This is a genomic window from Stenotrophomonas nitritireducens, from assembly GCF_050984405.1.
GTDB classification, from domain to species: Bacteria; Pseudomonadota; Gammaproteobacteria; order Xanthomonadales; family Xanthomonadaceae; genus Stenotrophomonas; species Stenotrophomonas nitritireducens_B.
On sequence record NZ_CP158790.1, the window covers coordinates 2315225 to 2328991 of the forward strand.

The following is a 13767-nucleotide window of genomic DNA, read 5'->3' on the forward strand; positions in this document are numbered from 1 at the left end:
GCCGGGCTCGCCCGGCACGGGGCTTGGCCGGGAAGGCCGCATGCGGGGCAAGCCCCGCATCTACAGGTGCCGCGCAGGTGCCGGGCGTGCCCGGCACGGGGTTTGGCCGGGAGAGCCGCATGCGGGGCAAGCCCCGCATCTACAGGTGCCGCGTAGGTGCCGGGCTTGCCCGGCACAGGTTTTGGCCGGGAAGGCCGCATGCGGGGCAGGCCCCGCATCCACGTGCGATTGCCGGTTGGTTGGAAACGAAAGCATCCCCCACATTTGCCGCGCGGCAGTGCAACATCCGCGACGGGACTTCGTGTCATGGAGAACAACGTGAAGCTGTACCTGGTGATGGCCATGCGCAAGCCGGCGTTCGACGCCAGCGTGATCGAACCGCACAAGGCCTTCCTCGATGCGCTGCGCGCGCAGGGGCGGCTGCACCTGACCGGCGGCTTCAGCGACGGCAGCGGCGGCGCCTACGTGCTGTGCAACGTCGATGACCTGGAACAGGCGTGCGCCATCGTCGCCACCGATCCGCTGGCCCTGCAGGACTGCTCGGAACTGAGCGTGCACGAATGGAATACCCGCTGAGCCCATGAACGACGCCGCGCCTTCGCCCTTCGCCGAGCAGTCCCTGCCGCCGTGGCGGCGCGCGGTGCTCAAGGTCGGCAGCAGCCTGCTGGCGGCCGATGGCGGCGGCCTGACCCCGCGCTTCGCGCTGGGGCTGGCGCAGTTCGTCTCGGCCAACCTGCTGGCCGGCCGGGAAGTGGTGATCGTCTCGTCCGGCGCGGTCGCCGCCGGCCGCGCCATCGTGCCCAGGGCGGCCGAGGCCGGCGCGGCCATCGCCGCGCGGCAGGCGCTGGCCGCGCTCGGGCAGGCGCAGCTGATCGCGCTGTGGCAGCGCTTCTTCGAGCGGCCGGTGGCGCAGGTGCTGCTCACCCACGACGACCTGCGCAACCGCCGCCGCTACCTCAATGCGCGCGCCACGCTGGGCGAACTGCTGGCGCTGGGCGCATTGCCGGTGGTCAACGAGAACGACACCGTCTCGGTCGACGAACTCAAGCTGGGCGACAACGACAACCTGGCGGCCATCGTCGCCGCGCTGGTCGATGCCGACGCGCTGTTCATCGCCACCGACATCGACGGGCTGTATACCGCCGACCCGCGCCGCGATCCGCAGGCGCGGCCGATCAACGACGTGGCCGAGCTGACCGCCGAGGTGATGGCGATGGCCGGCGGCAGCGGCAGCGCGGTCGGCACCGGCGGCATGCACACCAAGCTGCAGGCCGCGGCCAAGGCCGGCGCCGCGGGCATCGACACCTTCCTGTTCAACGGCCGCAGCGGCGAGGTGGTGCGCGGCCTGGCGCAGGGCCGGCTGCGCGGCACGCGGCTGCACGCCGGGCGCTCGCGCATCGCCGCGCGCAAGTACTGGCTGCGGCACGCGCCGGTCGAGCCCGGCGCGTCGATCGTGATCGATGCAGGGGCCGCGCGCGCACTGCGCGAGAAGGGCGCCTCGCTGTTGCCCGGCGGCGTGACCGGCGCGGTGGGCGAGTTCCGCCGCGGCGACATGATCGAGGTGCGGGTGGACGGCGAGGGCGGCCCGCAGCGCGTGGCGCGCGGCATCAGCCAGTACTCGGCCGTGGACGTGCGCCGCATCGGCCGCCGCCACACCCGCGAGATCGAGGCCGTCCTCGGCTACACCTATGGCGACAACGTGATCCACCGCGACGACCTGGTCCTGCTGCCATGACCACATGCCCGTAGGAGCGGCTTCAGCCGCGATGGGCTTTGCTGGAAAAGCCCCATCGCGGCTGAAGCCGCTCCTACGGAAAGCGTGGACAGGCGCGACCAATCGCGCATCAACCGGAGCTGCACGCATGACCGACATCAAGACCCTCGCCCTGCAGTGCCGCGATGCCTCGCAGGTACTGGCGCGCCTTTCCAGCGCGGCGCGGCGCGACCTGCTGGCATCGATGGCGGATGCGCTGGACGCCGATGCCGGCGCCATCCTCGCCGCCAACGAAGGCGACCTGCAGGCCGCGCGCGACAAGGGCACGGGCACGGCGATGCTGGACCGCCTGGCGTTGGACCCGCAGCGCCTGGCCGGCGTCGCCAACGCCCTGCGCGAGGTCGCCGCGCTGCCCGATCCGGTCGGCGAGGTGACCCGCGATTACACGCGCCCCAACGGCATCCGCGTGCAGAAGGTGCGCGTGCCGCTGGGGGTGATCGCGATGATCTACGAGGCGCGCCCCAACGTCACCGCCGATGCGGCGGCGCTGTGCATCAAGGCCGGCAACGGCGTGATCCTGCGTGGCGGCTCGGAGGCGATCCACTCCAACACCGCGATCGCCAGCGCGCTCAGACGTGCCCTGCGCGAAGCCGGCATCCCCGAGGCCGCGCTGACCCTGGTCGAGGACCTGCGCCGGGAGACCATGCTGGAACTGCTGCAGCTCAACGACATCGTCGACCTGGCGATCCCGCGCGGCGGCGAAGGCCTGATCCGTTTCGTCGCCGAGCACGCGCGCGTACCGGTGATCAAGCACTACAAGGGCGTGTGCCACCTGTACGTGGACGACAGCGCCGACCTGGAGCTGGCGCTGGGCCTGCTGGTCGACGGCAAGACCTCGCGCCCGGCGGCCTGCAATTCGCTGGAAACCCTGCTGGTGCATGCCGACATCGCGCCGCGTTTCCTGCCGATGGCCGCCGACGCGCTGCGCGCGCGGGGCGTCGAACTGCGCGGCGACGCGTCCACGCAGGCGCTGGTGGCCGGCGTGGTTGCGGCGGACGAGGCGGACTACGCCGCCGAATACCTGGACCTGATCCTGGCGGTGCGGGTGGTCGATTCGCTGGAGACGGCGCTGGCGCACATCCAGCGCCATACCTCCGACCACACCGAAGTCATCGCCACCGGCAATGCCGCCCGTGCGGAGGCCTTCGTGCATGCGCTGCGCTCAGCGGTGGTGATGGTCAACGCCTCGTCGCGTTTCTCCGACGGCGGCGAACTGGGGCTGGGCGCGGAGATCGGCATCTCCACCACGCGCCTGCATTCCTACGGCCCGATGGGGCTGGAAGCGCTGACCGTGGAACGCTTCGTGGTGCGCGGCGAAGGGCAGGTCAGGTCGTAGGAGCGCACCTCGGTGCGCGATGGAGCTTTCCCGGTAATGCCTCATCGCGCACCAAGGTGCGCTCCTACGTCTAACTCCAATGGTCTTCCAACTGCTGCGGCTTGCAGGCGAACCAGGCGGCGACCAGCAGGACCAGCGAACACAGCATCAGGAAGGCGAACGACCACGCCCAGCCGCCGCTGAAACCGTGCAGCCAGCCGAACAGCAGCGGGCCGAGGCTGGCCAGGCTGTAGCCCACGCCCTGCATGAAGCCGGACAGCGCGGCCGAACCGGCCGGTGTGCGCGTGCGCAGGTTGATCAGGGTCAGGCCCAGCGGAAAGGTCGATGGCCCCAGCCCGGCCACCACCGCCCACAGCCATGGCGCCTGCATCGGCGCCCACAGCAGGCCGGCGAAGGCGACGGCGTTGAGGCCGAACACCAGCATCGCGATCGGGAACGGATTGCGCATGCGCACCGCCAGCGCCGGTACCAGCAGCGAGGGCAGCAGGCCGATCGCCGAGTACACCGCGACCATGACGCCGCCGAACGCTTCGCTGGCGCCGGCCTCGACCATCACCTTCGGCAGCCAGGTGAACAACGAATAGGTGCCCAGCGAGGTCATGCCGAACATCAGCGCCATGCCCCAGCCCAGCGAGGTCTTCCACACCCGCCCCGGCGCATGGGCGACGGCGTCAGCAGTGGCCGCCTGCGGCCGCGGCGCGCGCCGGGCCAGCAGGATCCACGGCAGCAGCGCGGCCAGCGACAGCAGCGACCACATGCCCAGCGAGATGCGCCAGTCGAAACGGTCGGCCATGGGCACCGCGAGCAGCGCCGGGACCATCGTGCCGGCCTGGAGCACGGTGATGTAGAGCGTGCTCAGCGTGCCGACGCGGTCGGCGAAATAGCGCTTGACCAATGGCGGCACCACCACGTTGCCGATGCCCATGCCGGCCAGCGCGACCGCCGAACCGACCAGCAGCATGCCGACGCTGTCGGCGCTGGCGCGCAGCAGCAGGCCGGCGGTGGCCAGCAGCATGGTCAGCGCGGCGGTGCGTTCCAGCCCGAGCCAGCGGATCAGGCGCGGCGTGCTCAGGCCGAGCAGGGCGAACGCGGCGGTGGGCATCATGCCGAGCACGCCGGTCATGGTGCTGCCGAAATCGAACAGATGGCCGAGGCGGTCCAGCAGCGGCGTCAGCGAGGTGACCGCGCTGCGCAGGTTGGCCGAAACCAGGATGATGGCGGCGAAGGCCAGCAGGCGGCCCTTGAACAGGGAAGCGCGTGCGGCCGTTGCGGCGGGATGGGACATTGCATGACTCCGGCGCGGACAGGGCGGGGAGGGATGCGTCCGCGGAAACGAGAGGAACCGCCGGGAGCGGTTCCTGGTATCGCCTTCCGGCGGGCGATACTGCCCGCGCGGATGGCGAAAAAACAAAAGCCGGCGCAGGGCCGGCTTTTGTCGAAACTGGTCGGGGAGACAGGATTCGAACCTGCGACCTCTACGTCCCGAACGTAGCGCTCTACCAGACTGAGCTACACCCCGAAGGAGCCGCCTATGATAGCGGCGAGGGCAGGGGCACGCAACTGTTTTTCGCGGTCGCGGCGGTTGCCCCGCGCCTGCGGCGGCGATGTCCCCGGCGGGCGGGCATGCGGGCGCCGCAAACGAAAAACCCGGCGGACGTTGCCGTCTGCCGGGCTTCGATGTTTCGACCTTGGTCGGGGAGACAGGATTCGAACCTGCGACCTCTACGTCCCGAACGTAGCGCTCTACCAGACTGAGCTACACCCCGCGAAGGAGGCGGAAAGATACTCTCCGGCACGCATTCTTGCAATACCGGAAAGGCGGTTTCTAGCGTCCGGCGTCGAGCCTGCGCTGTTCGCGGGCCTCGAACCACATGCCGTTGAGGATGGCGGCGGTGGAGGCCAGGCCGACACCGAGTATCCAGGCGAAGTACCACATGGGAAGACTCCTTCAGAAAGCGCGCGGCGCGCGGGGTGGTCAGTAGGCGTTGGGGTTGCCGCCCATTTCGTCCAGCGTGGTCTTGCCCTTGAGCACGCGGTACACCCAGGCGGTGTAGGCGATGACGATGGGCAGCAGCAGCGCGGTGGCCAGCAGCATCACCCACAGCGTCAGGTGGCTGGAGGAGGCGTCCCAGGCGGTCAGGCTGGAACCGGGATGGCTGGAGGAGGGCAGCAGGAACGGGAACAGCGCGAAGCCGACGGTGAGGATGATGCCGGCGATCGAGGCGCCCGATGCGACGAAGGCCAGGCCGCCGCGGCGCATGCGCAGCAGCAGCGCCGACGCCAGCGCGCCGAGCAGGCCCGCCGCCGGCGCCAGGATCGTCGCCGGCATGGCCGTGTAGTTGTGCATCCAGCCGCCCGCGCCGGTGACCTGGACCGTCTTCAGTAGTGGATTGCTGGCGCCGTCGGTCACCACCTGCGAAGTGATGGCGTAACCGGGCAGGCCCAGCGCCACCCAGGCGCCGCCGATGGCGAACAGCGCGAAGCTCGACAGCGCCGCGATGCTGCCTAGGCGCGCGGCGCGCGCGGCCACCGGGCCGTCGGTCTTGAGCACCAGCATGGCCGCGCCGTGGGCGACCAGCATCGCCACGCTGAGCAGGCCGGCGAGCAGCGCGAACGGCGTCAGCAGGCCGAAGAAACTGCCGGTGTAGAACACGCGCTGGCTGTCGTCGAAATGGAACGGCACGCCGAGCAGCACGTTGCCCACCGCCACGCCCATGATCAGCGCCGGCACGAAGCCGCCGACGAACAACGCGCGGTCCCAGTTGTCGCGCCAGCGCCTGCTCTGCAGCTTGCCGCGGTACTTGAAGCCGACCGGGCGCAGGATCAGCGCGAACAGGATCAGGAACATCGCCAGGTAGAAGCCGGAGAAGCTCACCGCGTACAGCGGCGGCCACGCGGCGAAGATCGCGCCGCCGCCGAGGATCAGCCACACCTGGTTGCCTTCCCAGACCGGGCCGATGGTGTTGATCACCAGCCGGCGTTCCTCGTCGGTCCGCGCCACGAACGGCAGCAGCGTGCCCACGCCCAGGTCGAACCCGTCCATCACCGCGAAGCCGAGCAGCAGCACGCCCAGCAGCAGCCACCAGATCACGCGCAGCGTGGTGTAGTCCAGAAAAATGAAGTCCATGGCAGTCTCCTCAGCCCTGCGCCTGGCCGGCGGCCGGCGTGGCGGCATGGGTGGACGCTTGCGGCTGCAGCGAGGGCAGGATCTCGTCCGGGCCCTTGCGGACAGCCTTCAGCATCAGCTTTATCTCGATGATCATCAGCACCGTGTACAGGGCGACGAAGCCGGTCAGGGTCAGCACGATCTGGTACAGGGCCAGGCCCGAGGCCGCGTAGAAGGTGGGCAGCACGCCGTCCACCGCCCAGGGCTGGCGCCCGTACTCGGCGACGAACCAGCCGCACTCGATCGCGATCCACGGCGCCGGCAGCGTCCACAGCGCGATCTTCAGGAAGGTGCGCTTGTTCTCGAAGTTGTTGCGGCACGAGTAGTAGAAGGCCACCGCGAAGAAGGCGATCAGGTAGAAGCCCAGCCCGGCCATGATGCGGAAGGTCCAGAACAGCGGCAGCACGTTCGGCACGGTGTCCATCGCCGCGCGCGAGATTTCCTCCGGCGTGGCGTTGAGGATGTCGTCGCGGTAGCGCTTGAGCAGCAGGCCATGGCCCAGGTCCTGCCAGTGCCGGTCGAACATCTCCCGCGCGGCCCAGTCGGTGCGGTCGGCGCGGATGCGCTCCAGCGCGGCGTAGGCCAGCTGGCCGCCACGGATGCGGTGCTCGGCGCGCTCGACCAGTTCCAGGATGCCGGGAATGGGCTGGTTGAGCGAACGGGTCGCGATCAGCCCCATCAGGTAGGGGATCTTGATGGCGTAGTCGTTCTGGTGGGTCTGCTGGTTGGGGATGCCGAAGGCGGTGAAGTCGGCCGGCGCCGGTTCGGTTTCCCACATCGCCTCGATCGCGGCCAGTTTCATTTTCTGGTGTTCGCTGGCGGCGTAGCCGCTTTCGTCGCCCAGCACCACCACCGACAGCGAGGACAGCAGGCCGAAGGCGGCGGCCACCGCGAACGAACGCCGCGCCACGTCGTGATGCCGGTTGCGCAGCAGGTAGAAGGCGCTGATCGACATCACGAACACCGCGCCGGTCACGTAGCCGGCCGACACCGTGTGCACGAACTTGGCCTGCGCCACCGGATTGAACAGCACGGCCATGAAGTCCACGACTTCCATGCGCATGGTCTCGGGGTTGAACACCGCCCCGACCGGGTGCTGCATCCAGCCGTTGGCGATCAGGATCCACAGCGCGGACAGGTTGGTGCCCAGCGCCATCAGCCAGGTGACGGTCAGGTGCTGCACCCTGCTCAGGCGGCCCCAGCCGAAGAAGAACAGGCCGATGAAGGTGGCTTCCAGGAAGAACGCCATCAGCCCCTCGATGGCCAGCGGCGCGCCGAAGATGTCGCCGACGTAGTGGCTGTAGTACGACCAGTTCATGCCGAACTGGAATTCCATGACGATGCCGGTGCCCACGCCCATGGCGAAGTTGATGCCGAACAGCGCACCCCAGAACAGCGTCATGCGCCGCCAGACATCCTTGCCGGTCATCACGTAGACGCTCTCCATGATCGCGATCATGAAGGACAGTCCCAGGGTCAACGGAACGAACAGGAAGTGGTACATCACTGTCAGCGCGAACTGCAGGCGCGACAGATCTACGACGGTCGTGTCGATCATGGCCTGGCTACCTTTCGGGTTTGGTGCATCATGGCGGCGGTGTGTGGGGTGTCGTGTGAATGCGGTGACCCATGGTGATCCCGCCCTTGACCTGGATCAATGCGACATCGCGTCGCAGCGGCGAACGTGCGACGCGCGCGGGTGCGATCATGCGTGCCGACGACATGGATATTCCCCAGCAGGTTGCCCGTCTTGAGTGAGCTTCCCCATCCGGCCGACGCCGCGCGCCAGCAGCGCCGCCGGCACCAGCACTGGCTGTCCGCGCTCGCCGGCGCGGCGCGTGGGCGGCAGCGGGTCGCGGCGCTGGCGGTCTGCCTGTCCGGCGCGCTGCTGGTCGTGCAGGCCGGCGCGGTCGCCTGGCTGATCCAGGGCGTGCTCGTCGAGCACCGCCAGGTCGCGCAGTTGGCCCCGGCATTCGCCGCGCTGGCGCTGGTCCTGCTGCTGCGCAGCGCGCTCGGCGGCCTGTCGCAGAAGGCCGCCGGCGAGGTGGCCGACGCCGCGCGGCTGGCGCTGCGCGGGCAGGTCTACCGGCGCCTGCTCGGCAAGGGGCCGCTGTGGCTGCGCCGGCAGCGCAGCGGCGAACTGGGCGAGCTGCTGCTCGCCCATGGCGACGCCATCGAGGGCTATTACGCCGGCTTCCAGCCGGTGCGCGTCGAGGTGATGGTGGTGCCGCTGCTGATCGTCGCGGCGGTGGCCTGGGTCGACTGGACCGTAGCCCTGATCCTGCTGCTCACCGGCCCGCTGGTGCCGCTGTTCATGATGCTGGTGGGCTGGGGCGCGGAGGCGGCCGGCCGCGAGCAGCTGCAGGAACTGGCGCGCATGGGCGGGCATTTCGCCGACCGCATCAAGGGCCTGGGCCTGCTGCGCCTGTATGGACGCGGCGCGGACGAACTGGCCGGCATCGCCGCCGCCGCCGAAGGGGTGCGCGTGCGCACGATGAAGGTGCTGCGCATCGCCTTCCTGTCCTCCACCGTGCTCGAGTTCTTCGCCTCGGTGAGCGTGGCGATGGTGGCGTTGTACCTGGGCCTGAGCTACCTGGGCATGCTGTCGCTGCATGCCACGGTGCCGACGCTGGGCACCGGCGTGTTCTGCCTGCTGCTGGCGCCGGAGTTCTATGCGCCGCTGCGGCGTCTGGCCGCGCACTACCACGACCGCGCCAACGCGCTGGCCGCCGCCAGCGAGGTCGAGCGCCTGCTGGAAGACGGCGACGAGCCGTCGGATGCGCTGCTGCCGGCGCTGCCGGTGTGCGCGCCGGAACCGGCGCAGGCGCATGCGCCGCTGCTGGTGGCCGCCTCGCTGGTGCTGCGCCCTGTCGGCGCCGGCCACGACGTGCTGACGGATTTCTCGCTGGACATCGAAGCGGGACAGCGCCTGGCCCTGGTCGGGCCCAGCGGCAGCGGCAAGAGCACCCTGCTGGAAGCGCTGGCCGGCTGGCTGCCGCCGCGCGGCGGACGCATCGTGATGCGCGAGGGCGTGCGCGTGGGTCATGCCGGGCAGCGCCCGTACCTGTTCCATGGTTCCATCGCCGACAACCTGCGCCTGGCCGACCCCGGCGCCAGCGATGCGCGGCTGCGCGCGGTGGCCGAGGCCGCGCAGGTGATGCGTTTCGCCACGCAGTTGCCGCAGGGGCTGGATACGGTGATCGGCGAGCGCGGTTTCGGCCTGTCCGGCGGCGAGGCGCGGCGCATCGGGCTGGCGCGGCTGCTGCTGCGCGATCCGGACCTGCTGTTGCTGGACGAACCCACCGCCTTCCTCGATCCGCAGACCGAAGCCGACCTGCTGCGGTCGCTGGCCTGTTTCACCCGCGGCCGCGCGGTGCTGATGGCCACGCACAGCGCGGCGGCGATGCGCTGGGCCGATGGCGTGGTGCGGCTGCATGACGGGGGGCGCGCATGAGCGGCGGCGATTCCCTGCGCGCGGTGTTCGCGCGGCATCGCTGGCGCCTGCTGGCCGCAGTGGCGCTGCTGCTGGTGACGATGCTGGCCGGCGTCGGCCTGCTCGGCCTGTCCGGCGGCTTCCTGACCGCCGCCGCACTGGCCGGCGCGCTGGGCGCGGGCGCCACGTTCAACTTCTTCTCGCCATCGGCGGGAATCCGTGCGCTGACCCTGGTGCGCATCGCGTCGCGCTATTTCGAGAAGCTGGTCGGCCACGACGCGACCCTGCGCATCGCCCGCGACCTGCGCGTGTGGTTCTTCCGGCGCGCACTGCCGCTGGCGCCGGCGCGGCTGGGCGGCACGCGCACCGGCGAGCTGCTGGCGCGGCTGATGTCCGACATCGGCGAGGTCGATGGCCTGCTGGTGCGGGCGGTGGGGCCGCTGCTGGCGCTGGCTGGCAGCGCGCTGGCGGCGATCGCGGTCGCCGCGTGCATCCACTGGCCGGCGGCGGTGCTGCTGCTCCTGCTGTCGTTGCTGGTGGGCATCGGCGTGCCGCTGCTGGCCGTGCGCCACGGCGAGGCCGGCGAGGTGGAACGCGCGCGCCACCGCGCCCTGCTGCGTACGTTGGCCTACGAAGGGTTGGAAGGCGCCGCCGATCTCACGGCGCTGGACGCGCGCGACGACTGGCGTGGCCGCGTCGATACCGCGGCGCGCCAGCTGGCGGCGGACGACCATCGCCGCCGCGGCCGCCTGATCGCCGGCAACGTGCTGCATTCGACCTGCGCCGGTCTGGGCCTGCTGGCAATGCTGTGGCTCGCGCTTTCCGCCTTCCAGGCGGGGCGGGTGGATGCGCCGCTGGCCGCCACGCTGGTGTTCCTGACCGTGGCGGTGCTGGAAGTCGCCGGCGGCGGCGGCCTGGCCTGGCAGGCGCTGCAGTCGGCACGCGTATCCGCCGCGCGGCTGCAGGCCATCGTCGGGCAGCCGCCGTCGGTCTGCGATCCCATGCAGCCGAAAGCGTTGCCGGACGCGCCGGCCACGCTTTCGTTCGAGCAGGTGGTGTTTGCCTGGCCGGGCGAACACCGTCCCCTGCTGGACGGCATCGACCTACAGCTGCGGCCCGGCGAGCGCATCGCGATCCGCGGCGACAGCGGTTGCGGCAAGACCACGCTGTCGGCGCTGCTGCTGCGCCTGTGGGATCCGCAGCAGGGATCTGTGCGCTACGGCGGCGTGGACCTGCGCGAGGTGGCGCAGGACGACTGGCATCGTCGCGTCGCGTGGCTGCCGCAGGGGGCGCCGGTGTTCGCCGGCAGCATCGCCGACAACCTGCGGCTGGGCGATCCGCAGGCCGGCGAAGCGCGGCTGTGGGCGGCGCTGGAGCAGGTGCGGCTGGGCGACTGGGCGCGACGGCAGGGCGGATTGACGGCGTGGGTGGGCGAGAATGGCGCCACCCTGTCCGCCGGGCAGGCGCGTCGCCTGGCGACGGCGCGCGCCCTGCTGCGCGAGGCGCCGCTGATGGTGCTCGACGAGCCCACCGAAGGCCTGGACGTGGATACCGCCGACGCGCTGCTCGTGGATCTGGCCGCCGCGCTGGGATCGCGCAGCCTGCTGGTGATCACCCATGGCCATCTTCCGCCACGCGTGGTGCACCGCGAATACCGCCTGCAGCAAGGGCGGCTGCGGCCCGCGACGGGCGACGGCGTGCTGGAGTGAAACGGCCGCGGCCTCGCGTCCGCACGGTTGTTACCATGCCTGTCCGCTTCCGCAAGGGACCGATCATGCGCACCACGTTTTTCCCGCGATTCCTGCCGCTGCTCGCCATGCTGCTCCTGGCAGGGACCTGCGTCGCCGCACCGGCCCCGGCGGTGGCGCCGTCCAGCCGCGCGGAGGCCACGAAGATCGTCGCCGACATGCGCCGCGTGGTCACCGGCAACGGCGTCGAGCGGCTGGAGAAGGTGCGCATCGGCGGCATCGAGCAATGGGTGTCGATCCGCGGCAACGACCGCCGCAATCCGGTGCTGCTGATGCTGCATGGCGGCCCAGGCTGGGTGGCCATGCCGAGCAGCTGGTACTTCCAGCGCGGCTGGGAGGAGTATTTCACCGTCGTGCAATGGGACCAGCGCGGCGCCGGCAAGACCTACGTGGAGAACGGCCCGGCGAAACTCGCGCCGACAATGACGCGCGAGCGCATGGTCGAGGATGCCGTGGAGATGGTCGCCTGGCTGCGCCGCGAGTTCGGCCAGGACAAGGTCTTCGTCCTCGGCCATTCCTGGGGCAGCTACCTCGGCCTGGAGCTCGCACAGCGCAGGCCGCAGTGGCTGCACGCCTACATCGGCGTCGGGCAGGTCAGCAATGCGCCGGAAAGCGAACGCCGCGGGTGGGCGTGGACGCTGGAACAGGCGCGCCGCGACGGCAACGCGGCCGCCGTCGTCGAACTCGAATCGCTTGCGCCCTACGCGGCCGATGGCACGCAGGTGCCGCTGGCCGACCTGATGAAGCAGCGCCGCTGGCTCAACCACTACGGCGGCATGGTCCACAACCGCCGCGGCGGCGATGCCGAGGCGGCGGCGATCCGCCTGTCGCCGGAATACAGCGATGCCGACGTGGCCGGCATATGGACCGCCAACGATTTCTCGACCGGGCACCTGCTCGCCGACGTGCTGACGCTGGACATGGGGCAGGTACGGAAGCTGGATTGCCCGCTGCTGCTGTTCCTGGGACGCCACGACTACAACGTGTCCTCGAGCCTGGCGGCCGAGTGGTTCGAGCGCGTGCAGGCTCCCTCGAAGCAGCTGGTGTGGTTCGAGGATTCCGCGCACGAGGTCATGAACGAGGAGCCGGGCAAGACGCTGGTATCGCTGGTGCGGTATGCGCTGCCCTTCGCCGCGCGCGAGAGAGACGTGCGGCCGGATTGAGCGTGCGCCCACGCGGCGCGGATGGCGGGGCGATGGTGTTGCCGTCCCGTTCCGCGTAGTGGACTCCAGCAGCTGCTGTCCAAGCGCCTGCGGCGAATCCGCAGGCGCCGCCGTGCCGGCGCTTGCCAGGATCGGGCCCATGGCGGCAGCAATGCGATGCATGCGTTTCATCATGTCGGAGGCGTCAGGCAGGCGCCACGGCGCTATCGCCGACGGTACCGAACCGGGGATCCGACCGGTTCCACCGGCGGCGCCACCCGGATCATCGTCCGTCAGCCGATGGTGTTTCATCACGCACGCGCAGGAACCGTGCGAACCGTGGCAGGCCGTTGCTGGTCAATCCGTTGTAGCGGTAGGTGACCATGCTGCCGATCGGCGGCGGCGCCATGCGCTGGGCGTCCTTGAAACCGCTGCCGATGCGGAAGCGCGCGCCGTCCGCGCGTTCCACCAGCAGCGCGCCGAGCAGGCCCGCATACTTGCCCTTGCCCGGCAGGTGCGCGACCACCCGCGCTTCGGCGTCGTCCCACGGCTTGAGCTTGAGCAGGCCGTCGCTGCGGCCGGCCAGGTAGCGGTTGTCCTGGTGGTGCAGCATCAGCCCCTCGCCGCCGTCCTGCGCGGTGGCCGCCAGGTGGCGATGCAGTGCCGCGGTATCGGCGATGCGCCGCTGGGGAATGAGCTCCAGCGTGGGGGAGGCGGCCCGCGCCACCAGGACGCGCAGGGCCGCCAGGCGCTGGTCGAAGGTGCCGGCATGCGTGGGCAGGTCGAAGACCATGAAACGCAGGTTCCGCCAGCCGCCGGCGTCGGGCGGGTGCTGGCGCACGGTAGCGCTGGCCTGGTCGAAACGGCCGCGGCCCGCCCACAGTTCGCCGTCCAGCGGTTGCCGCGGCCAGCCACGGGTGAATCCGTCCGGGGCGTCGATGCGGTGGCCGGCACGCGTCCACAGCGCCTGGCCGTCCCAGCGTGCGCGCACGCCGTCGAGTTTTTCGCTCACCCAGTAGCGCGATACGTCCGGCCCGTCGTGCCACTGGCCGGCCAGCATCAGGGGCGGCGCGGCCGCCAGGGCGGCCAGCGGCAGCAGCAACAGGTACAGCAGCAAGGTCGGCAGGCGGCGCATGGTCCCTTCAGGTGATGGGGCAGGGACAGCATG

Annotated in this window: 11 protein-coding genes and 2 tRNA genes; 6 read left to right on the plus strand and 7 right to left on the minus strand. The window is 70.6% G+C overall.

The window, feature by feature from the left end:
- Window positions 1–306: 306 nt before the first annotated feature.
- The 3 genes from ABTV91_RS10120 (at window position 307) to ABTV91_RS10130 (ending at window position 3110) form a co-directional block, all read left to right on the plus strand.
- Entirely contained in the window at window positions 307–576 is a 270-nt protein-coding gene (locus ABTV91_RS10120) for a YciI family protein (protein ID WP_433851320.1), read from the plus strand.
- A gap of 4 nt (window positions 577–580) precedes the next feature.
- Entirely contained in the window at window positions 581–1735 is a 1155-nt protein-coding gene (proB, locus tag ABTV91_RS10125; RefSeq protein WP_433851321.1) for a glutamate 5-kinase, read from the plus strand.
- A 61-nt stretch (window positions 1736–1796) separates the two neighbouring features.
- On the plus strand, window positions 1797–3110 hold the full coding sequence (locus tag ABTV91_RS10130; protein ID WP_433854167.1) for a glutamate-5-semialdehyde dehydrogenase: 1314 nt from the start codon (window positions 1797–1799) through the stop codon (window positions 3108–3110).
- Between the two features lie 70 nt (window positions 3111–3180).
- On the opposite strand, the gene ABTV91_RS10135 is transcribed toward ABTV91_RS10130, so the two are convergent.
- From ABTV91_RS10135 to ABTV91_RS10160, 6 genes are all read right to left on the minus strand, one after another.
- Window positions 3181–4395: a CynX/NimT family MFS transporter gene (locus tag ABTV91_RS10135; protein WP_433851322.1), complete on the minus strand. Its 1215-nt coding sequence runs from the start codon at window positions 4393–4395 to the stop codon at window positions 3181–3183.
- 157 nt (window positions 4396–4552) lie between these two features.
- Window positions 4553–4629 (minus strand) — tRNA-Pro (locus tag ABTV91_RS10140).
- A gap of 170 nt (window positions 4630–4799) precedes the next feature.
- Window positions 4800–4876 (minus strand) — tRNA-Pro (locus ABTV91_RS10145).
- A gap of 59 nt (window positions 4877–4935) precedes the next feature.
- The gene (gene cydX, locus ABTV91_RS10150) at window positions 4936–5046 is read right to left on the minus strand and encodes a cytochrome bd-I oxidase subunit CydX (protein ID WP_433851323.1); all 111 of its coding nucleotides are present in this window, start codon (window positions 5044–5046) and stop codon (window positions 4936–4938) included.
- A gap of 39 nt (window positions 5047–5085) precedes the next feature.
- Window positions 5086–6237 carry a cytochrome d ubiquinol oxidase subunit II gene (gene cydB / locus ABTV91_RS10155; RefSeq protein WP_433851324.1) on the minus strand — a complete coding sequence of 384 codons (1152 nt, stop codon included), beginning with the start codon at window positions 6235–6237 and terminating at the stop codon, window positions 5086–5088.
- Between the two features lie 10 nt (window positions 6238–6247).
- Window positions 6248–7834 (minus strand): cytochrome ubiquinol oxidase subunit I, encoded by a 1587-nt coding sequence (locus ABTV91_RS10160; protein ID WP_433851325.1) that lies wholly within the window; start codon window positions 7832–7834, stop codon window positions 6248–6250.
- Between the two features lie 192 nt (window positions 7835–8026).
- Here ABTV91_RS10160 and cydD point away from each other — a divergent pair, with 192 nt between their 5' ends.
- The 3 genes from cydD (at window position 8027) to ABTV91_RS10175 (ending at window position 12620) form a co-directional block, all read left to right on the plus strand.
- Entirely contained in the window at window positions 8027–9730 is a 1704-nt protein-coding gene (gene cydD / locus ABTV91_RS10165) for a thiol reductant ABC exporter subunit CydD (protein ID WP_433851326.1), read from the plus strand.
- Complete coding sequence (gene cydC / locus ABTV91_RS10170) at window positions 9727–11418, plus strand: thiol reductant ABC exporter subunit CydC (protein WP_433851327.1); 1692 nt, start codon at window positions 9727–9729, stop codon at window positions 11416–11418. The genes cydD and cydC overlap by 4 nt, the downstream gene beginning before the upstream one ends.
- Before the next feature lie 65 nt (window positions 11419–11483).
- A complete protein-coding gene (locus tag ABTV91_RS10175; RefSeq protein ID WP_433851328.1) occupies window positions 11484–12620 on the plus strand; it encodes an alpha/beta fold hydrolase in 1137 nt (378 codons plus the stop codon).
- Between the two features lie 262 nt (window positions 12621–12882).
- Here ABTV91_RS10175 and ABTV91_RS10180 read toward each other — a convergent pair whose 3' ends face one another.
- Window positions 12883–13734 (minus strand): DNA ligase, encoded by an 852-nt coding sequence (locus tag ABTV91_RS10180; protein ID WP_433851329.1) that lies wholly within the window; start codon window positions 13732–13734, stop codon window positions 12883–12885.
- Window positions 13735–13767: the final 33 nt, after the last annotated feature.

Bases quoted from the DNA above. Each gene is read 5' to 3' on its own strand.
- ABTV91_RS10120 (WP_433851320.1), top strand. From the start codon at position 307: ATGGAGAACAACGTGAAGCTGTACCTGGTGATGGCCATGCGCAAGCCG.
- proB (WP_433851321.1), top strand. From the start codon at position 581: ATGAACGACGCCGCGCCTTCGCCCTTCGCCGAGCAGTCCCTGCCGCCG.
- ABTV91_RS10135 (WP_433851322.1), bottom strand. From the start codon at position 4,395: ATGTCCCATCCCGCCGCAACGGCCGCACGCGCTTCCCTGTTCAAGGGC.
- cydX (WP_433851323.1), bottom strand. From the start codon at position 5,046: ATGTGGTACTTCGCCTGGATACTCGGTGTCGGCCTGGCCTCCACCGCC.
- cydB (WP_433851324.1), bottom strand. From the start codon at position 6,237: ATGGACTTCATTTTTCTGGACTACACCACGCTGCGCGTGATCTGGTGG.
- ABTV91_RS10160 (WP_433851325.1), bottom strand. From the start codon at position 7,834: ATGATCGACACGACCGTCGTAGATCTGTCGCGCCTGCAGTTCGCGCTG.
- cydC (WP_433851327.1), top strand. From the start codon at position 9,727: ATGAGCGGCGGCGATTCCCTGCGCGCGGTGTTCGCGCGGCATCGCTGG.
- ABTV91_RS10175 (WP_433851328.1), top strand. From the start codon at position 11,484: ATGCGCACCACGTTTTTCCCGCGATTCCTGCCGCTGCTCGCCATGCTG.
- ABTV91_RS10180 (WP_433851329.1), bottom strand. From the start codon at position 13,734: ATGCGCCGCCTGCCGACCTTGCTGCTGTACCTGTTGCTGCTGCCGCTG.